21 protein-coding genes and 1 pseudogene are annotated in these 20,014 nt (G+C 34.3%); 7 read left to right on the top strand and 15 right to left on the bottom strand.

Translation table 11 applies throughout. From position 1 onward, the window contains the following. Positions 1–14: 14 nt before the first annotated feature. From rpsC to EG242_RS03910, 12 genes are all read right to left on the bottom strand, one after another. A complete protein-coding gene (gene rpsC / locus EG242_RS03855) occupies positions 15–755 on the bottom strand; it encodes a 30S ribosomal protein S3 (RefSeq protein WP_124898595.1) in 741 nt (246 codons plus the stop codon). 8 nt (positions 756–763) lie between these two features. Next, positions 764–1,174 carry a 50S ribosomal protein L22 gene (gene rplV / locus EG242_RS03860; protein WP_124898596.1) on the bottom strand — a complete coding sequence of 137 codons (411 nt, stop codon included), beginning with the start codon at positions 1,172–1,174 and terminating at the stop codon, positions 764–766. Between the two features lie 9 nt (positions 1,175–1,183). Further along, entirely contained in the window at positions 1,184–1,462 is a 279-nt protein-coding gene (gene rpsS, locus EG242_RS03865; protein ID WP_091100312.1) for a 30S ribosomal protein S19, read from the bottom strand. A 10-nt stretch (positions 1,463–1,472) separates the two neighbouring features. Next, positions 1,473–2,297, bottom strand: a complete 825-nt coding sequence (rplB, locus tag EG242_RS03870; RefSeq protein ID WP_124898597.1) for a 50S ribosomal protein L2 — start codon at positions 2,295–2,297, stop codon at positions 1,473–1,475. A 5-nt stretch (positions 2,298–2,302) separates the two neighbouring features. Continuing rightward, positions 2,303–2,593 (bottom strand): 50S ribosomal protein L23, encoded by a 291-nt coding sequence (gene rplW, locus EG242_RS03875; protein WP_124898598.1) that lies wholly within the window; start codon positions 2,591–2,593, stop codon positions 2,303–2,305. Positions 2,594–2,601: 8 nt separating this feature from the next. Then, on the bottom strand, positions 2,602–3,231 hold the full coding sequence (gene rplD / locus EG242_RS03880; RefSeq protein ID WP_124898599.1) for a 50S ribosomal protein L4: 630 nt from the start codon (positions 3,229–3,231) through the stop codon (positions 2,602–2,604). Then, positions 3,231–3,848 (bottom strand): 50S ribosomal protein L3, encoded by a 618-nt coding sequence (gene rplC / locus EG242_RS03885; protein ID WP_124898600.1) that lies wholly within the window; start codon positions 3,846–3,848, stop codon positions 3,231–3,233. Before rplC ends, rplD begins: the two co-directional genes overlap by 1 nt. 99 nt (positions 3,849–3,947) lie before the next feature. After that, the gene (rpsJ, locus tag EG242_RS03890) at positions 3,948–4,253 is read right to left on the bottom strand and encodes a 30S ribosomal protein S10 (protein ID WP_091522187.1); all 306 of its coding nucleotides are present in this window, start codon (positions 4,251–4,253) and stop codon (positions 3,948–3,950) included. A gap of 11 nt (positions 4,254–4,264) precedes the next feature. Beyond that, the gene (gene fusA / locus EG242_RS03895; RefSeq protein WP_124898601.1) at positions 4,265–6,400 is read right to left on the bottom strand and encodes an elongation factor G; all 2,136 of its coding nucleotides are present in this window, start codon (positions 6,398–6,400) and stop codon (positions 4,265–4,267) included. 18 nt (positions 6,401–6,418) lie between these two features. After that, complete coding sequence (rpsG, locus tag EG242_RS03900; RefSeq protein ID WP_091522195.1) at positions 6,419–6,895, bottom strand: 30S ribosomal protein S7; 477 nt, start codon at positions 6,893–6,895, stop codon at positions 6,419–6,421. Positions 6,896–7,014: 119 nt separating this feature from the next. Beyond that, on the bottom strand, positions 7,015–7,398 hold the full coding sequence (gene rpsL, locus EG242_RS03905; protein ID WP_091100281.1) for a 30S ribosomal protein S12: 384 nt from the start codon (positions 7,396–7,398) through the stop codon (positions 7,015–7,017). A gap of 190 nt (positions 7,399–7,588) precedes the next feature. Further along, positions 7,589–8,320 (bottom strand): T9SS type A sorting domain-containing protein, encoded by a 732-nt coding sequence (locus EG242_RS03910; RefSeq protein ID WP_124898602.1) that lies wholly within the window; start codon positions 8,318–8,320, stop codon positions 7,589–7,591. 675 nt (positions 8,321–8,995) lie between these two features. Between EG242_RS03910 and EG242_RS03915 the strand changes: the two genes are divergently transcribed. From EG242_RS03915 to rlmB, 3 genes are all read left to right on the top strand, one after another. After that, on the top strand, positions 8,996–10,213 hold the full coding sequence (locus EG242_RS03915) for a BamA/TamA family outer membrane protein (protein WP_124898603.1): 1,218 nt from the start codon (positions 8,996–8,998) through the stop codon (positions 10,211–10,213). A 119-nt stretch (positions 10,214–10,332) separates the two neighbouring features. Then, complete coding sequence (locus EG242_RS03920) at positions 10,333–10,950, top strand: hypothetical protein (RefSeq protein WP_124898604.1); 618 nt, start codon at positions 10,333–10,335, stop codon at positions 10,948–10,950. Between the two features lie 54 nt (positions 10,951–11,004). Next, positions 11,005–11,742, top strand: coding sequence for a 23S rRNA (guanosine(2251)-2'-O)-methyltransferase RlmB (gene rlmB, locus EG242_RS03925; protein ID WP_124898605.1), 738 nt, complete (start codon positions 11,005–11,007; stop codon positions 11,740–11,742). A 315-nt stretch (positions 11,743–12,057) separates the two neighbouring features. Here the strand turns inward: rlmB and katG are convergent, their stop codons facing one another. The 3 genes from katG to EG242_RS03940 form a co-directional block, all read right to left on the bottom strand. After that, positions 12,058–14,325, bottom strand: coding sequence for a catalase/peroxidase HPI (katG, locus tag EG242_RS03930; protein WP_124898606.1), 2,268 nt, complete (start codon positions 14,323–14,325; stop codon positions 12,058–12,060). Positions 14,326–14,426: 101 nt separating this feature from the next. Continuing rightward, positions 14,427–15,191 carry a rhomboid family intramembrane serine protease gene (locus EG242_RS03935; RefSeq protein ID WP_124898607.1) on the bottom strand — a complete coding sequence of 255 codons (765 nt, stop codon included), beginning with the start codon at positions 15,189–15,191 and terminating at the stop codon, positions 14,427–14,429. A 64-nt stretch (positions 15,192–15,255) separates the two neighbouring features. Beyond that, the gene (locus EG242_RS03940; protein ID WP_124898608.1) at positions 15,256–15,777 is read right to left on the bottom strand and encodes a hypothetical protein; all 522 of its coding nucleotides are present in this window, start codon (positions 15,775–15,777) and stop codon (positions 15,256–15,258) included. 254 nt (positions 15,778–16,031) lie between these two features. On the opposite strand from EG242_RS03940, the pseudogene EG242_RS03945 reads away from it, so the two are divergent. The 4 genes and pseudogenes from EG242_RS03945 to EG242_RS03960 form a co-directional block, all read left to right on the top strand. Further along, positions 16,032–16,389 (top strand): annotated as a pseudogene (locus EG242_RS03945) (hypothetical protein); the annotation flags it as partial. Between the two features lie 105 nt (positions 16,390–16,494). Then, positions 16,495–18,651 carry a S46 family peptidase gene (locus EG242_RS03950; RefSeq protein ID WP_124898609.1) on the top strand — a complete coding sequence of 719 codons (2,157 nt, stop codon included), beginning with the start codon at positions 16,495–16,497 and terminating at the stop codon, positions 18,649–18,651. A 68-nt stretch (positions 18,652–18,719) separates the two neighbouring features. Continuing rightward, positions 18,720–19,517 carry a hypothetical protein gene (locus EG242_RS03955; RefSeq protein WP_124898610.1) on the top strand — a complete coding sequence of 266 codons (798 nt, stop codon included), beginning with the start codon at positions 18,720–18,722 and terminating at the stop codon, positions 19,515–19,517. A gap of 123 nt (positions 19,518–19,640) precedes the next feature. Continuing rightward, entirely contained in the window at positions 19,641–19,961 is a 321-nt protein-coding gene (locus tag EG242_RS03960; protein ID WP_124898611.1) for a hypothetical protein, read from the top strand. Positions 19,962–20,014: the final 53 nt, after the last annotated feature.

Here is a 20,014-nt window from a genome sequence, read left to right on the forward strand (position 1 = left end):
TCGTTAGTTTTAAATTACTTTCGTTTGTTGTTGCGTTGTTGGTTTGGTCTTCCATTTGGTTTTCCAGATCCTGATGGTTTAGACGACTTTTGTTGTTTGTCCATTCCAGCTAACGGAGAAAGATCTCTCTTACCATAAACCTCACCTTTCATGATCCATACTTTAATACCCATTCTACCGTAAGTAGTATGCGCTTCAGCTAAAGCATAATCAATATCCGCACGGAAAGTAGATAAAGGAATACGTCCATCTTTAAAGTTTTCAGAACGTGCCATTTCTGCCCCGTTCAAACGACCTGAAATTTGCACTTTCATACCTTCAGCGTTCATTCTCATTGCCGCAGCGATAGCCATTTTAATAGCTCTACGGTAAGAAATACGGCTTTCGATTTGACGTGCGATGCTTGTTGCAGCCAAATAAGCATCTAATTCTGGTCTTTTAATTTCAAAGATGTTAATTTGTACCTCTTTGTTAGTAATTTTCTTAAGTTCTTCTTTTAACTTGTCTACCTCTTGTCCGCCTTTTCCGATAATGATACCAGGTCTTGCAGTAGTGATAGTAACGGTTACAAGTTTTAAAGTTCTCTCGATAATGATTTTAGATACACTAGCTTTTGCTAAACGAGCATGGATATACTTTCTGATTTTTGCATCTTCAGCAAGTTTGTCTCCATAGTCATTTCCACCGTACCAGTTAGAGTCCCATCCTCTGATGATCCCAAGGCGATTTCCGATTGGATTAGTCTTTTGTCCCATACTGTTTATTAATTGCTTTGTGTGTTATTGTTTGATCCTAATACGATTGTAACGTGATTAGAACGTTTTCTGATTCTGTGCGCGCGACCTTGTGGTGCAGGACGTAATCTTTTCAACATTGCCCCACCGTCTACACGGATTTCTTTAACAAATAATTCTGCTTCTTCGATGTTTGCTTCAGCGTTTTTAGCTTGCCAGTTAGCAATTGCTGATAACAATAATTTTTCAATTCTACCTGAAGCTTCTTTTGTATTAAACTTTAATATGTTAAGAGCATTCTCAACTTTCTGTCCTCTTACTAAATCTGCAACTAAACGCATTTTACGAGGTGAAGTTGGGCAATTGTTTAGCTTAGCAAAAGCAATACTTTTGTTTGCTTCTTTTGTTTGCTCTGCTCTTTCTCTTTTACGAACTCCCATAGCTTCTTATTATTTTTTACCTTTATTTTTTGCACCTGCATGTCCACGGAATGAACGTGTTGGTGAAAACTCTCCTAATTTATGTCCTACCATGTTTTCTGTTACGTAAACTGGTACAAATTGACGACCGTTGTGTACTGCAATTGTTTGTCCTACGAAATCTGGAGTTATCATAGATGCTCTAGACCAAGTTTTAACAACTGCTTTGTTACCGTTTTCTGCGTTCTCTAAAACTTTTTTCTCAAGTTTAAAGTGAACATAAGGTCCTTTTTTTAATGAACGTGCCATACTTACTTAATTATTTCTTTCTACGTTCTACAATATGTTTATTACTTGCTTTTACTTTAGAACGAGTTCTATAACCCTTCGCTGGTAAACCTTTTCTAGAACGTGGGTGACCTCCTGAAGAGCGTCCTTCACCACCTCCCATTGGGTGATCAACTGGATTCATAGCAACCGGTCTAGTACGTGGTCTTCTACCTAACCAACGAGATCTACCTGCTTTACCTGAAACGATTAACTGGTGATCTGAGTTAGATACCGCACCAATTGTTGCCATACATGTTAATAAGATCAAACGAATCTCACCTGAAGGCATTTTAATTGTTGCGTATTTACCATCACGAGCAACTAATTGTGCAAAAGTTCCTGCAGAACGTGCGATAACAGCACCTTGACCTGGACGTAACTCGATACAAGAAATAATTGTACCAAGAGGAATGTTTGCTAAAGGCATTGCATTACCAACTTCTGGAGCTGCTTGTGGTCCAGAAACTACTTTCTGACCTACTTGCAATCCTGCTGGTGCTACGATGTACGTTTTTGCTCCATCTGCATATGCTAATAATGAGATAAATGCTGAACGGTTTGGATCGTATTCGATTGTTTTAACTGTTGCTGGAACTCCAGTTTTAGTTCTTTTAAAATCGATGATACGATATTGTTGTTTATGACCACCACCAATATAACGCATGGTCATTTTTCCTTGACTATTTCTACCTCCAGAGTTTTTTTTCGGTGCTAATAATGAACGCTCCGGCTTATCAGTTGTAATAGCGTCAAAACTATTAACAACTCTAAAACGCTGACCTGGGGTAATAGGTTTTAATTTTCTAACTGACATTGTTATTAGATATTAGTGTAAAAATCGATTGAATCTCCTTCTTTCAATGTTACAATTGCTTTCTTGTATGAAGACGTTTTACCAGTAATCATTCCGCTTTTCGTGAACTTTGTGCTTCTATCAGCTCTGTAAATCATTGTGTTTACATCTAAAACAGAAACTCCATAAGCTTTTTCAACCGCTTTTTTAATTTCTACTTTGTTAGCTTTTTTAGCTACTATAAATCCAAAACGGTTAAATGATTCACCGTCTTTTGTGATTTTTTCGGTAATGATAGGTTTAATAATTATACTCATTTCCCTATTTATTTACTTAAATTTTCTACAATTCCTTCTAATGAACCTTCAGTTAATACTAACGATTTTGCATTTAAAATACCGTAAGTGTTTAATTCTGAAGAAGTTACCACAGAAGCTCTTTCTAAATTGCGTGACGACAAATATACGTTTTTATTTGATTCACCCAACACAAATAATGATTTTTTACCTTCTAACCCTAAAGCTTTCAATACGTTAATGAAATTTTTAGTACTTGGTGCTTCGAAAGTAAAATCTTCTACAACAAATAAATTAGCTTCTTGAGCTTTAATTGTAAAAGCAGATTTACGAGCCAAACGCTTTAAAGCTTTATTCAATTTAAATGAATAACTTCTTGGACGTGGGCCAAAAATAGTACCACCACCTTTGAAAACAGGTGATTTCGCAGAACCTGCACGTGCAGTACCTGTACCTTTTTGTTTTTTAATTTTACGTGTAGATCCCGCTACTTCAGCTCTTTCTTTAGCTTTGTGCGTACCTTGACGTTGATTTGCCAAATATTGTTTAACATCTAAATAGATAGCATGTTTATTAGGCTCAATTGCGAAAACTGAATCAGCCAGTTGTACTGATCTGCCAGTTTCTTTTCCGTTGATATCTAAAACTTTTACTTCCATTACTTTTGAACGATTACGTAAGAGTTTTTGTGACCTGGTACAGCACCTTTAACTACTAATAAGTTTTTGTCTGTAACCACTTTTAAAACTCTAAGGTTTTGAACTGTTACTTTTTCTCCTCCCATTCTACCTGCCATACGCATACCCTTGAATACTCTTGAAGGATAAGACGATGCACCAACAGAACCTGGAGCTCTTAAACGGTTGTGCTGACCATGCGTAGCTTGACCAACCCCACCAAATCCATGACGTTTTACAACACCTTGGAATCCTTTACCTTTAGAAGTACCTTGTACATCAACAAAGTCTCCTTCAGTAAATAAGTCTACAGTGATAACATCACCTAAACCATAATTGCTTTCAAAATCTTGAATTTCAACGACTTTTTTCTTAACAGAAGTTCCTGCTTTTTTAAAGTGACCTTGCGCCGCTTTAGTTGCATTCTTTTCTCTAGCGTCATCGAAACCAAGTTGATAAGCTTCATACCCGTCAACCTCTTTGGTTCTGACTTGGGTAACGACACATGGACCTAATTCAATTACAGTACAAGGAATGTTTTTCCCGTTCTCATCGAAGATTGAAGTCATGCCGATTTTTTTTCCAATTAACCCAGACATAATTTTAAATTAGTAATTATTAAATATAAAAATTTCAAGCATCGGCAAAATTAATACCAATGCTTGAAATATACAAGTATTTTGTAAAATATTTTATTATTATACTTTTATCTCTACTTCTACACCTGAAGGAAGCTCTAATTTCATTAAAGCGTCGATCGTTTTAGATGATGATGAATAGATGTCTAATAATCTTTTGTACGAACTTAACTCGAACTGCTCTCTAGACTTTTTGTTAACGTGTGGAGAACGTAAAACAGTAAAGATTTTTTTATGAGTTGGTAATGGAATTGGTCCTGTTACCACTGCACCTGTACTTTTTACAGTTTTTACGATTTTTTCAGCCGACTTGTCAACCAAAGCATGATCGTAAGATTTTAATTTTATTCTGATTTTTTGACTCATTTTCTTAATTATTAAGCGTTACCTTTTGCTTTTTTAATTACTTCTTCTTGAATATTAGAAGGTGTTTGCTCGTAGTGAGAGAACTCCATTGTAGAAGTTGCACGTCCTGAAGATAATGTACGTAATGTTGTTACATAACCAAACATTTCTGATAACGGCACAGAAGCTTTTACAACTTTTGCTCCGTTACGATCGTCCATAGCATTAATTTGCCCACGACGACGGTTTAAGTCACCAACGATATCACCCATATTTTCTTCTGGAGTTAATACCTCTAATTTCATGATTGGCTCAAGGATAATAGCACCTGCAGCTTTTGCAGATTCTTTATATCCCATTTTAGCTGCTAATTCGAAAGATAGTGCATCCGAATCTACCGCATGGTAAGAACCATCGACTAAAGTAACTTTTAATGAATCCATTTCAAATCCTGCTAAAGGACCTTGTTTCATAGACTCACGGAAACCTTTTTCTACAGCAGGAATGTATTCTTTTGGTACGTTACCACCTTTAACTTCGTTAACGAATTGTAAACCTACAAATGGCTTACCATCAACATCGTCAGCTGGTCCAATTTTAAATACGATATCACCAAATTTACCACGTCCACCAGATTGCTTTTTATAAGTTTCTCTGTGACTAGCATCTTTTGTGAAAGCTTCTTTATATTCTACTTGAGGCTCACCTTGGTTTACTTCAACTTTGAATTCACGACGCATACGATCAACAATGATATCTAAGTGTAACTCACCCATACCAGAGATAATTGTTTGTCCTGAAGCTTGATCTGTACGAACTGTAAAAGTTGGATCTTCTTCTGCTAATTTAGCTAAAGCCATACCCATTTTATCAACATCTGCCTTAGTTTTAGGCTCGATAGCGATACCGATTACCGGATCAGGGAAATCCATAGACTCTAAAACAATTGGGTGTTTTTCGTCTGATAATGTATCTCCTGTTTTAATATCTTTAAATCCTACTGCTGCACCAATATCACCTGCCTCGATATATTCGATTGGATTTTGTTTATTAGCATGCATTTGGTAGATACGAGAAATACGTTCTTTATTACCTGAACGGTTGTTTAATACATAAGAACCTGCATCTAAACGACCTGAATAAGCACGGAAGAAAGCTAAACGACCTACGAATGGATCTGTAGCGATTTTAAATGCTAATGCAGCGAATGGATCATTTACAGATGGCTTACGTGTAATAGGCTCATCAGTATCAGGGTTAGTGCCTTCGATAGCTTCTTTATCTGTTGGTGCAGGTAAGTAATGACATACTGCATCAATCATGAACTGAACTCCTTTGTTTTTGAAAGAAGATCCACACATCATTGGAATGATACTCATATCTAAAGTAGCAGCTCTTAAAGCAGCATTTACTTCGTCTTCTGTGATAGAGTTTTCATCTTCCATGTATTTTTCAAGAAGATTTTCATCATATCCTGCAATTTCTTCGATTAATTGACCACGGTATTGTTTTACCTCGTCAACCATTTCAGCAGGAATATCAACTACGTCAAATGTAGAACCGTGATTTTCATCATGCCATACAATTGCGCGGTTTTTAATTAAATCTACCACTCCTTTGAAATCAGCTTCGTCACCAATTGGTAAAACGATAGGCACTGCGTTAGAACCTAACATTTCTTTTACTTGACGACAAACTTTTAAGAAGTCTGCACCTTGACGGTCCATCTTGTTTACAAATCCCATACGTGGAACTTTGTAGTTATCAGCTAATCTCCAGTTAGTTTCAGATTGTGGTTCAACACCATCAACTGCACTAAATAAGAAAACTAAACCATCTAGCACACGTAATGAACGATTTACCTCTACGGTAAAATCAACGTGTCCTGGAGTATCAATAATATTAAAGTGGTATTTTTGAGTATCTGCAGTGGGTTTTCCGTTTTCCATAGGAAAGTTCCACTCTACAGTTACAGCTGCAGAAGTAATTGTAATACCTCTTTCAGCCTCTTGCTCCATCCAGTCAGTAGTTGATGAACCTTCGTGAGTTTCACCAATTTTATGATTTTTTCCTGTATAGAAAAGAATACGCTCTGTTGTTGTTGTTTTACCAGCATCAATGTGAGCAGCAATTCCAATATTTCTAGTATATCTTAAATCTCTAGCCATTTCTGTTCTTTATGAAAATTAAAATCTAAAGTGAGAGAATGCTTTATTAGCATCTGCCATTTTGTGAACATCCATTCTTTTCTTAACAGCAGCACCTTCTTCTTTAGCAGCAGCTAAGATTTCAGCAGCTAATTTAGAAGCCATAGATTTATCGTTTCTTTTTCTTGCATAAAGAATCATCCATTTCATCGCCATAGAAATTTTTCTATCTGGACGAATTGGCATTGGAATTTGGAATGAAGCACCACCTACACGGCGAGAACGTACTTCAACGTGAGGCATAACGTTTGTTAATGCATCTTTCCATACTTCCAAAGAGGTTTTTTCTTCATCTTGCTTTTTAGTTTCAACGATTTCTAATGCATCGTAGAATACTTTGAAAGCTGTAGATTTTTTACCATCCCACATTAGGTTGTTCACGAAACGTGTTACTAACTGATCGTTAAATTTCGGATCTGGTAAAAGAGGTCTTTTTTTAGCCTGTCTTTTTCTCATTTCTTTGTTACTTTTAAAAGTTTCTAGTTTAAGGTTCCAAGTTTAAAGCTCTGCACTGATCAAGATCAACACATAAATCTTCACGACTTATAACTTTTGACTATTTTACTTAAATTAAATTACTTTTTTGCGTCTTTAGGGCGTTTAGCACCATATTTAGATCTTCTTTGTGTACGACCGTTAACACCGGCTGTATCTAAAGCACCACGTACAATGTGGTATCTAACTCCTGGTAAATCTTTTACCCTTCCACCTCTAACTAATACTATCGAGTGCTCTTGTAAATTGTGTCCTTCTCCTGGGATGTAAGCGTTTACTTCATTACCGTTTGTCAAACGTACACGCGCTACTTTACGCATTGCAGAGTTTGGCTTTTTAGGTGTAGTAGTATAAACACGCGTACACACACCACGTCTTTGAGGACATGAATCCAAAGCAACCGATTTACTCTTCTTAGTCAATTGGGTTCTCCCTTTTCTTACTAATTGTTGAATTGTTGGCATAATGTTTATTAAAAATTTTCTACATTCAATTTAATTTCCCGTGTATTTTCGGGGATGCAAATATATAAATTTTTACTTTCAAAACAAACCTATTTCGTTTATTTTCAAAATATTTCTGTTTTTAATAGATAACCCTATCAGAGTTAAAACTTTGATAGGGTTTATATTTTTTAGGATTACTAATTAACAATTACTTTTTAATTATTTTCTTAGTCATTGTTCTGCGGTCTTTGGTTTCAATAGTTACAAAATAATTTCCGCTTGCAAAATTAGCATGAATTTCCTGTAAAGGATTAGTATTTGAAACTTTCTTTATTAATTTTCCCGTGTTATCAAAAATTTTAATTTCTTTAATAATTTGCTCATAATCTTCTACAAAAAAATGGTCTGTAAAAGGAGTTGGATAAACTTTTACAAATTGTTCTAATTCATTTTCTTTAATATTAGCCAAAGGAATAGTGCTATAATAAGCTTTAATTCCTGCGTTGTTGGTTATGATTAGCTGATTATAACCAGAAAAATTATTAATAATATATGTAAAGGTATTATTGCGATAATTCTCAAAAAAATCATAGTATTTACCAAAATACTGAATTTCTTCATTAGTCATCCATTCACAAGGCATATTCATTGTAAGGATTATTTGTCCCGTAGGAAAAATAAAATCTGTAGATGTTACATTAACTTCAGCATCAAATTGGGAACAATAAGCACTTGTTAATTGAATTAATTCTGGGATAGGAGTATGGAAAATTGAAAAATGCCAATTTCCGCCTGTTGTTCCATTTACAGAAATAGGCACAATATCAATTTGATTATTTTCTTCTATTTGGGTTAAATACCAATTGGTATTCAATATTGGTATTTGTGCCGTGAGTTGATTTACCACTAAAACTGTAAGTACGATTAATATCTTTTTCATAACTTCAAAGCATTTGTTAATTTAATACAAACCTAGTTCTTTTTTGCAAAAAAACCTATTCAACTAACAATTAATAACAAAAACTCAAAAATAAAATTACACATTTTATAATCTACTAAATAAATACATGATTTGTAAAAAATTAAAAATGACTTGTTGCCTTAAAATGTTAGTTTAATTGTTTTTAATCTTTAGCGTATATTTACGGGAAATTTATCTGAATGCTGTTTTCAAAAAAAATCTTTTACTTACTTTTTTTAATCCTTACAACAAGCTGTAGTTTGTATGCTCAACAGATTTATCTAAAAGTAAATGGTAAAAACATCAACGAAACATCTTTTTTAAAACAAAATATTAAGGACAGTATTTTTAATAACGGACAAGAAGTTGAAACTAAATTGATTTTTTTGCAAGATTTTCTAAGAACGAACGGATATCTATTATCACCAAATAACATCGGCAGAAAAAAAAGACAGTCTGTATCTTGTACATTTTGATTTAGGCAAGAAAACTGATAGTTTAAAAATTAACTTTAACAAGCACGAAGCTCAGTTAAAATCGATCTTACAAATTAACGAACCTACCAAAACCATTGCTATACAAAATACCGAAAGCTTTCTTAAAAATATTGTTGAAAAATTAGCCAAAAAAGGTTATTCCATAAGCACGGTTAAATTGACAAATCATCAATTTTTGAATGATATGATTACTGCCGATTTAGATTTGCATTTAGATGAACAACGTAGAATAGATCAGTTGGTTTTTACGCCTTACAGCAATTTTCCGACAGGAATTAAAAACCGACTTGTAAAAAAATACGAAAAACAACCTTTTACCGAAGCTATTATTGCCGATTTACAAAAAGAAATGCGACAGTTTCCGTTTATTAAAACCACCAAACAACCCGAAGTTTTATTTACCGAAAGCAATACCGCTTTGTATTTATATGTGGAACGACAAAATGTGAGTCAGTTTGACGGATTGATTGGTTTTACGAACGATGACGACGGAAAAGTACAATTTAACGGTTATGCCGATTTACAACTGATGAATATTTTAAATAAAGGTGAACAATTGAAACTATATTGGAAAAACGACGGGAACCAGCAAACGCAGTTTAATTTATCTGGTGAAGTTCCTTATCTGTTCAATACGCCTTTTGGATTGAAAGCTTCGTTAGAATTATTCAAACAAGACAGTACCATGATGAATACCAAGTTTAATGCGGCGGTTTTATACTATCTTAATTTTAACCATAGAGTTGGTATCGGATATCAATCAACAGCATCGGTTGCGGGAACAGAAAATTTTTATCAGGCTGCAGATTACAACAACCAGTTTATTACACTGAATTATTTATTGAACAAATATCAAGATCATCCGTTGTTTCCGCAAAAATATCAGGTAACTGCTTTATTAGGAATTGGCTCTAAAACCGAAGAAAAAGATAACAGAAAAGCCGCCCAACAATTTGCACAATTAAGCGCTGAGTATCTTTGGCAGATTAACAACCGCTGGTACGCGCATCAAAAAATAGAAGGTTCTGTTTTAAACAGCGCTTCTGCCCTATTGTATAATGAGTATTATCGTTTTGGCGGTATTCATTCCATACGTGGTTTTGCAGAAAATTCGCTATTAGCAAAAACACAAGCTGGTTTATATAACGAAGTACGTTATTTATTAGCTCCGAATATGTACTTACACTCTATTACCGATGTAGCTTATTACGAAAGTGAGGATACCAATGATTTATTATATTCATTTGGTTTGGGTTTTGGTATACAAACCGGCGGCGGCTTATTCAATATTATTTATGCCAACGGTGTGCAACCTAATACCGATTTTAAACTATCGAACGCTATTTTTCATTTAAGTTATAAAACGCAGTTTTAATTTTATTTGGTTTGATAAATCAGTAAATCTAAAACAGCATTTTATTAAAAAATCAGTATATTTATAGAATATAAAACATAATAAACACTCATTTATTTATAATTTTAAAAATTACAGTTATGAGGATTTTATGTTTTTTACTTTTATTATTTACGCTCCAATCATGTGCTACTAAAAAGTATACGAAAGCGCATTTGTTACCTGAAGGAATAAAATCTGCAACCGAAGAAAGGTACAATATTTCCAATAGTCAGAAAAAACTTTTGCAGAAAAAAGAAATCACTTTTAAAAACGGTCGTATTAAACATTCAAAAACGTTTGATTCATCGGGTAAACTCACGCAGGAGACAAACAAGAAAATGTGGTTCACCGAAGAACTGTATCCCAACAAAAAAACACTTTATCGAAAAACCCGCTGGAAACCCAACCGCCGCGAGCGTATTAGCACGTACTTAAAAAAGCAAGATAAGCAAAGCGAAAGTATCTATCATTATAACAAAGACGGATCGATCAATAAAATTGTCGATAATTTTTCTACTTTCCAAACGCAGCATTTTTATTACACCCATAACGAATTATCTAAAATTGAGATAACATCAAAAGATGGTAAAATTGTTGACGAAGTTTCTATTGACTGTAAAGAAAAAGACAACCAAGGCACATGTATAAAACAAATGCGAACATCAATAAAAAAAGGCACTAAAGAAGAAATTATTATTACACCTGTTTATGATTAGGTTTTAATAAAAAGTTCTTTCAATTTCATTAAATATAAATAATATCTTTGCGGTATGCAAAACGAACATCAAATATTTGGAATTCGTGCCATTATCGAAGCGATACAGGCAGGAAAAGAAATAGATAAGGTATTTTTACAGAAAGAAGCTCAAGGCGATTTAATGCAAGAGCTTATGAAAACGTTGAAGAAAAACAATGTAAATTTTTCGTACGTCCCTGTTGAAAAACTGAATAAATTAAGCAAATTCAACAACCATCAAGGTGCAGTTGCATCTATTGCTCCAATTAAATTTGTTACGATGGAAGAATTGGTTGAGGGCGTTTTAGAGAACAAACAAAACCCATTGTTTTTAATTTTGGATCAACTTTCTGATGCTCGAAATTTTGGAGCGATTATTCGTACGGCAGAATGTACAGGTGTTGACGGCATTATTATTCAAAAACAAGGTTCGGCTCCGGTAAACGGCGATACAGTAAAAACATCGGCAGGTGCGGTTTTTAACATTCCTATTTGTAAAGTAGATCACATTAAAGATGCTGTTTTTTACTTACAAGGATCGGGAATTGCTACTGTGGCTGCCACCGAAAAAACCGAAAATAACATTTACGATATCGACTTTAACAGAGGAATTGCCATTATTATGGGATCTGAAGATAAAGGTGTGAACCCTTCGGTTTTAAAAATCATTGATGAAAAAGCTAAACTACCAATGTATGGAACTATTTCATCGTTGAATGTATCGGTTGCTTGTGGTGCTTTTTTATACGAAGCTGTTAGACAACGTTTGTAGTTTTATTTCGTTCAGTTTTTCATTCCGTGATTGATACAAGAACGAGTTTATAACTGGCAAAGCAATCGATTTATAATTATTTTTTATGAGATGTTGAACCAAGTTCAGCATGACACGAAAAAAACAAAAATGCTCTCTTTAAATTGTAAAGAGAGCATTTTTTATTGAAATACGTTTTATTAAATAAAATTATCTGATGCGTTAGTTCGTCCCGATAGCTATCGGGATTATCGAGAACTTATAGATAAAGAAACTTCTCGATAAGCTTCATTTCATTTACGCTACTCGAAGTGACGAGTTATCAGTAATTAATTCTTATTTTAAATCATAACGATCTGCGTTCATCACTTTGTTCCAAGCTTTTACAAAGTCGCTTAAAAATTGATCTTCTGAATCTGCACAAGCATACACTTCAGCGATAGAACGTAGTTCCGCATGCGAACCAAACACTAAATCGGCACGTGTAGCCGTCCATTTTGGCGTTCCTGTTTTGCGATCACTTCCTAAATAAACTTCTCTGCTATCATCCATTGCTTTCCATTGGTTATCCATGGTAAGTAGATTTACAAAGAAATCATTGGTTAATTGACCTGGACGATCGGTTAACACCCCGTGTTTAGATCCGTCGAAATTGATATTGACAGAACGTAAACCTCCTAACAACACCGTCAATTCAGGCGCAGTCAACGTTAACAAATGTGCTTTGTCAATCAACAACTCTTCTGTTGAAACAGAACGATTTTTTGATTTGCGGTAATTGCGGAATCCGTCGGCAATTGGTTCTAACCATTTTATTGAATCAATTTCGGTTTGTTCTTGCGAAGCATCGGTACGACCTGGTGCAAAAGGTACAGAAATGTCATACCCAGCATCTTTAGCTGCTTTTTCAATACCCGCATTTCCAGCTAACACAATTAAATCGGCTAAAGAAATCTTTTTAATATCTGTATTAAAGTCAGTTTGTACCGCCTCTAACGCTGTAATTACTTTATTTAGTTGAATTGGGTTGTTTACTTCCCAATTTTTCATTGGTTCTAAACGAATTCTCGCTCCGTTAGCTCCCCCACGTTTATCAGATCCACGGAAACTTGATGCCGAAGCCCAGGCTGTTCCTACCAATTCTGATACGGTTAGCCCTGTGTTTAAAACAGCTTCTTTTAATTGAGCGATATCTTGATCGTTTACCAATTCATGATCAACAGCCGGTACAGGATCTTGCCATACAAACTCCTCCGCAGGCACGTCAGGCCCTAAATAACGAGAACGAGGTCCCATATCGCGGTGTGTTAATTTAAACCATGCTTTGGCAAAAGCATCTGCAAACTGATCTGGATTTTCAAGGAAACGGCGACCAATTTTTTCGTATTCCGGATCTACTTTAAGTGCAATATCCGAAGTTAACATGGTTGGTCTTAAACGCTTGTTCGGATCGTGTGCATGCGGGATAATCTCGCCTACATTTTTAGCCACCCATTGGTGTGCACCTGCAGGTGACTTGGTTAATTCCCAATCAAAACCATAAAGGTAGCTTAAAAACAAGTTCGACCATTCGGTTGGTTTGCTTGTCCAAGTTACTTCTAAGCCCGATGTAATGGTATCGCCACCTTTACCTGTTCCGTAGCTGTTGTGCCAGCCAAAACCTTGCATCTCTAAATCGGATGCCTCTGGCTCTGATCCTACATGATCTGCCGATGCTGCTCCGTGTGTTTTACCAAAGGTATGTCCACCAGCAATTAATGCCAATGTTTCTTCATCGTTCATTGCCATACGTGCAAACGTATCACGAATATCTCTTGCTGAAGCTAACGGATCAGGATTACCGTCTGGTCCTTCTGGATTCACATAAATCAATCCCATTTGGACCGCAGCCAACGGATTTTCTAAATCGCGGGTATGAACCTTACCATCGGCATTATCATCAGACACCAAAACTCCTTCACCTTCTACTCCATGTGATCCTTGTGAATAACGTTCGTCACCACCCAACCAAGTGGTTTCTGACCCCCAATATACATCCATATCCGATTCCCATGAATCAGGGCGACCACCACCGAATCCTAAGGTTTTAAAGCCCATAGATTCTAATGCCATGTTTCCTGTTAGAATAAACAAATCGGCCCATGAAATTTTACGTCCGTATTTTTGTTTTACCGGCCATAATAAGCGGCGTGCTTTATCTAAGGATACGTTATCGGGCCATGAATTTAAAGGCGCAAAACGTTGTTGACCTGTTCCGGCTCCACCACGACCGTCTTGTACGCGGTACGTACCTGCACCGTGCCATGCCATACGGATAAATAATGGTCCGTAATGACCAAAATCTGCAGGCCACCAATCTTGTGAATCGGTCATTACTGCTTTTAAATCAGCTTTAACCGCTTCTAAATCTAATGAATTAAATTCTTTGGCGTAATCAAAATCAACCCCCATTGGGTTCATTTTTTCTGAATGCTGTTTTAATATGTGTATAGGCAGTTGATTAGGCCACCAATCTTTATTTTGTGTTCCTTTACCAGCAACAGGCTGGTTCATTGTTCCATTGTGGAACGGACATTTGCTGATGTCTCCTTTGTGATCTTCCATATTGTTGTTTTGTATTGTTCGTAACTTTTATAAAATTAACAAAAAGATCTCATAATTCCTTTTTATATCATATTAAAAATCTATTAATAAATAGATTTTTTTTAGTGTAGATCAAAAACTTTTACAGAATGATGAGTGGTTTCGTTTTTTCTGTGAAAGGTATCGTTATAAAGATAGCCATCGGCATCTTTTCTAAGTAACGGCAACGGATTAAAATTTCCTTTGGCATCAAACTGACGTATAAAATCATCTTTTGACTCGTCGTAATCTGGATGTTGCCAGTCGTATTTATACTCTGGTTCAAACTGTGTTTTTTTTAAAATATATGACAATAAAAATCCAGAAATAAATCCTGCTAAATGACCTTGCCACGAAATACCTTTTTCTACGTCGGGTAACATATACCAAACCGATCCACCGTACAAAATAATCATTAAAAACGATATTGCCATTAAACGGTATTGCTTGCTACGGATGCCTGTAAAAAACATATACGTCGTTAAAACGTAGATTAATCCGCTGGCACCAATATGCGTACCTGTTTTAGCGATAAGCCACGTTCCTATGCCCGATAACAAAATTCCACCAAAAATAAGAGTTTGCCAATTTTTATAGTAGTAATAACATATGAGCGGAAGTAATACCAAAAGTGCTAAGGTGTTGTTCCATAAGTGCTGAATGGATCCATGCAGGAAAGGAGAAAAAAGTACACCGCGCAAACCTTTAAAAGTACGTGGAACAATTCCGAAATTATTCCACTCAAAAAAATAACGCCAATCTAAATAATAAACCAGCCAAATAACCAATATGAATGCAAATGGCACCCATACGGATTCTTTTCTAAATGTTAACTGATCTGTTTTCATGGTTCATACAAATCAAAAATACATCCAAATAAAAAAGACTGCTATTTTGGCAGTCTTTTACTATTTATTTTACAATTATAATCCCTTTATCAATATCATTTAAAGAGTCGGTTTGTTGTAGAACTCCGTTGACTTTTACTTCTAATAGTTTATCTGACTCCTTCCATTCTGTTACGCTGTATTTCGTAAAAATGGTATCGTTAGGATACAATCCATTATAATCAATCACATAACGCCCCTCTTTAGTTCCGTTGTTATTTTTCATATACCAACTATAACTCAAAGAAATACTTTTTATGATTAATCCATCCGTATCAGAAATATATTCGTCAATTATACTGTTATTTCTCTGAGCTTGTGTAAGATTAATTGTGTGCTCTGCTGTTAATAAATAAAACGTTAATTGCTCTTCAGACACATATCCAAAAGTAGTGGGAAGTAACAAATTATCTCCGTTTTCATTTTTTAACGACACTATTAACCTTTCGTCAGGTCCCGGTGGAGTTACACAACCACATCCTCCGTCATCTGTAACGCAAGAAGCAAATACAAAACCAACAATACCGAGTAAAAATATTTTTTTCATAACAACAGTGTTTTTAATATTATTACTAAAATAACCCGTTGGGTGTAATTATTTTTAGGAAAAAAATTGATTAATATACTGAAATACAGCATCTTAAAATCGTTAAACAAACCAATATCCATGTCAAATATAGTAAAAAAATATTTTAGAGTCTTAGAAGTTATAAGTTCTTTGAATTGTAAATTGTAATATAAAACAGAGGTTGGTAAAAAATAAAAAATATCTGATTGTATGCTTATTGGAGACAGAGGGAGGGTTACTTGTTGGATAGTATTCAACTAGATTTATTTTCAAACCGTCAATATTAAATTAGAAAACCCCAAAAGAGCTAATCAAAAAGACTATAAACCACAACCTTATATATTTAGAAAATCAAGAAAAAGAATTGAACTGCGAAGCACATCACGAATACCTAAAAAAACAATAAAAAATGAGTAAACATTATTTTTACAATTGTGTAATCAGTTCAAAATTAGAAACAATTATGCTAAAGCTTTTGAAGGTTTTAAAACAAGATTTTTAGCAAAAATAACAGCATTAACATTGATTCAATATATCAATAAATTCATATTTGATAAACCAATTAATAATATTAAAAATCAAACAATTTAATTACGCCCAACGAGTTATACATATTACATTTTTATTAATTGATTTATGTATCATAAAAATTAATTATCTTCGCAAGGAAGAAAAAAAAAATTAATAAAATTTATAATGAAAAAATTAAGCTTATTTCTTTCTTTGTTTATGCTGGCAATGCCTTTGGGTATGTTTGCAAACGAAGGAATGTGGTTTTTAATGTTCATTGAACGTTTAAACCACCGCGATATGCAAAAAATGGGGTTACAATTAACCGCTGACGAAATTTACAGCATTAACAACCACTCTTTAAAAGATGCCATTGTACAGTTTAATGGTGGTTGTACTGCAGAAATTATTTCTGATCAAGGTTTGGTGTTAACAAATCACCACTGTGGATACGACAAAATTGCAGAACTCTCTACTCCCCAAGACGATATTTTAACAAATGGTTTCTGGGCAAAAAATAAAGCCGAAGAACGTAAACCAAAAGAAACTTCGGTGCGTTTCTTTGTTCGTATGGACGATGTAACTAAGCGAATTTTAGGTGTTGTGAATAGTTCTATGACCGAAGCTGAACGCGAAAAAGCAATCAATCAAGAAATAGCTAAAATCGATAAGGAAAACAACGAAGATGGTAAATATACTGTTTCGGTTCGATCTTTCTTCCAAGGTAACGAATATTACTATTTTGTTTATCAAGATTATACCGATGTTCGCTTGGTAGGAACTCCGCCAAACAGCATTGGTAAGTTTGGTGGCGATACAGACAACTGGGAATGGCCACGTCACACAGGCGATTTTTCATTGTTCCGCGTATATGGTGATGCTAACGGAAATCCTGCAGAATATGCTGCAAACAACGTTCCGCTAAAACCAAAACATTTTTTACCTGTAAATATTCAAGGGTTGAAACAAGGTGATTTCTCTATGATTTTAGGATATCCAGGTAGAACAAACCGTTGGATGCCGGCAGAAGGAATCCAACAAAACGTTGAATTTGCTTATCCTGCTTGGGTTGAAGGATCTCGTTTAGGAATGGATGTGATGAAAAAACACATGGATCAAAAAGACGAAGTTCGTTTGGCGTATGCAAGTAAATATGCAAGTGTTGCAAACTATTGGAAAAACCGTCAGGGTATGATTGATGCTTTAACGGTTCAAAAAACAGCTGATGCAAAACGCAAAGACGAAGCCAAATTTAATAAATGGGCGAACAAGAAAAAGAACAAAGAAGAGTACGGAACGGTTGTTGCCGATATCAACGCATATTACGCTGCAACAAACGAAAAAGCACGTCATGATAATTACTTAATGACCATTTTGCGTACGTCTGATTTAGCTGCAATTCCGTATAGTTTTGGAAATGCTTTAATTCAGTATGCGAATGAAAACGAAGCAAAACGCGCAGAAATGCGTCCAAGATTAGAAGAGGCAATTAATGATACGTACGAAGGTTTTTATGGTCCGTTAGAAGCAGAAATGTTGGCGCGCCAATTGAATCTGTATGCAACAAAATCTACAGGATATAATGTAGCTCCGTACGTAAAATCGTTAGGTGAGAAAAATAATTTCAATTATTCTAAAATTGTTGATAAAGCATTTGCAGGCAGTGTGTTTTCATCAAAAGATTTATTGATGAAATATTTAAAAAATCCTGAGAAATCAATGATCGAAAATGATGAATTATTTAAGATATCATCAGATTTATTAACAAAATACCGTGAGCAACCAGCAACAATAGCTCCTTTAAAAGAGAAATATGATGTTGCATTCCGTAAATTGGTTGACGGTTTACGCAAGGCAAATCCTAAAACAAAATACTACCCGGATGCTAACTCAACATTGCGTTTAACTTATGGAAAAGTAATAGATTTACCTCGCCGTGCAGATCGTATGAATGACGCTACAGAAAACTGGTACACAACATTAAAAGGAACCATTGCGAAACACAAAGCAGGCGACGAAGAGTTTGAAAACCCACAACGTTTAATTGATTTGTACAACGCAAAAGATTACGGACAATATGCTGATAAAGACGGAACCTTACACGTAAACTTTTTAACAGATCACGATATTACAGGTGGTAACTCTGGTTCACCGGTTTTAAACGGAAAAGGAGAGTTGATTGGTTTAGCTTTTGACGGTAACATTGAAGCTATGGCGGGTGATGTTATTTTTGATCCTAAATTACAACGTACCATTAATGTTGATATTCGTTACGTATTGTTCATTATTGATAAATACGCTGGCGCAACCAACTTAATTAACGAAATGAAGATTATTAAGTAATAACTTATCTTTTAAATAAAAAAGCTTCTCAATTGAGAAGCTTTTTTATATTTGTAAAAAAAATAAATATGAAAAGAATCGTAACTGTCTTTCTATTAATCGTTGCATTAGTTTCTTGTAATAGCAACGATGATCAAGTTAACCCTGTGGAGAATGTTTCAAAAAAATTAAAAAGCATTAAATCTTCCACTTCAGGTAGAATATTTGAGTATGGTGCAAATAATTTTATTACAAAAGAGTACATTAATTATGGTGTTGATGGTATTGTTGGTACATTAGATTATATATATAATTCTAAAAATCAAATAATTGAAATAAAACAACAAAATAAGAACAAAGAAGTTGATGGAACATTTAGAGATTTTATTGGAAATACAACCTATAAATATGATAATAATGGTTTAATTAGTTCATCATATCAATATTACAAATACAAAAATGAGCAAGATAGTACAAGAATAGAAACGGTTTATGAATATAATAATGGAAATTTAGTAAAAAAGATAGAAGAAACTACTGATACCTTTAATAACTATTATAACATTCATACTTTTTATACTTATACAAATAATAAATTAATATCTGCTGAAAGTAAACTCTTTGAGAATGGGACTTATATTCCAGGATCTAAAACTGTAAGTTATACATATGATACGAAAATAAATCCTGAATACAGCTTGTTTCCCAAAAGTTATGTTATGATAAAAGGGTATGATGTTAATAACATCATTTCATATTTTGATGACAAAAATCCTAACGCAAGTTATGATAATGTGTTTGAATATGATAAAGATAATTTTCCAAATAAAACTTCAACAACTTATAAAAATGGTAATGAAATTGAATATTTTTATGAATACCAGTAATCTGAAATTTTCATAATAAGAAATCCAGGAGCGTTATGTTCTTGGATTTTTTTATTTTAGAGATATTAATTCTTTACTATGAAAACCACTTATCACATATTATTTCTGTTCCTAATGATTTTAATGACTTCATGTAAACGTCAAATTCCTTTTGATAAAGAGAGTTGGAATACAATTAATGATATAGATTATAATCACCGTGAATTTATGGTTGAGGATATACAGCGAAATTATTTAAAGTCGAAAATGCATTATAAAGATGTTGTGAAACTTTTAGGAATTAATGGCGAATACCACGATTCAACAGATATGCAGCTTCATTATGAAATTTTTGTAGATTACGGTTGGGATATTGATCCTGTTGAAACAAAAAGTCTAATAATAAATTTTCTGCCCGATTCAACTTATGTAAGTTCAGGAATTTCTCATTGGAAAAATAATTAAGGATATAGCATTTAACATTAAAAATGATTACTTTTAATTAGAATTAAATGTTT

The organism is Paenimyroides viscosum (genome assembly GCF_003858535.1).
Lineage (GTDB): Bacteria > Bacteroidota > Bacteroidia > Flavobacteriales > Flavobacteriaceae > Flavobacterium > Flavobacterium viscosum.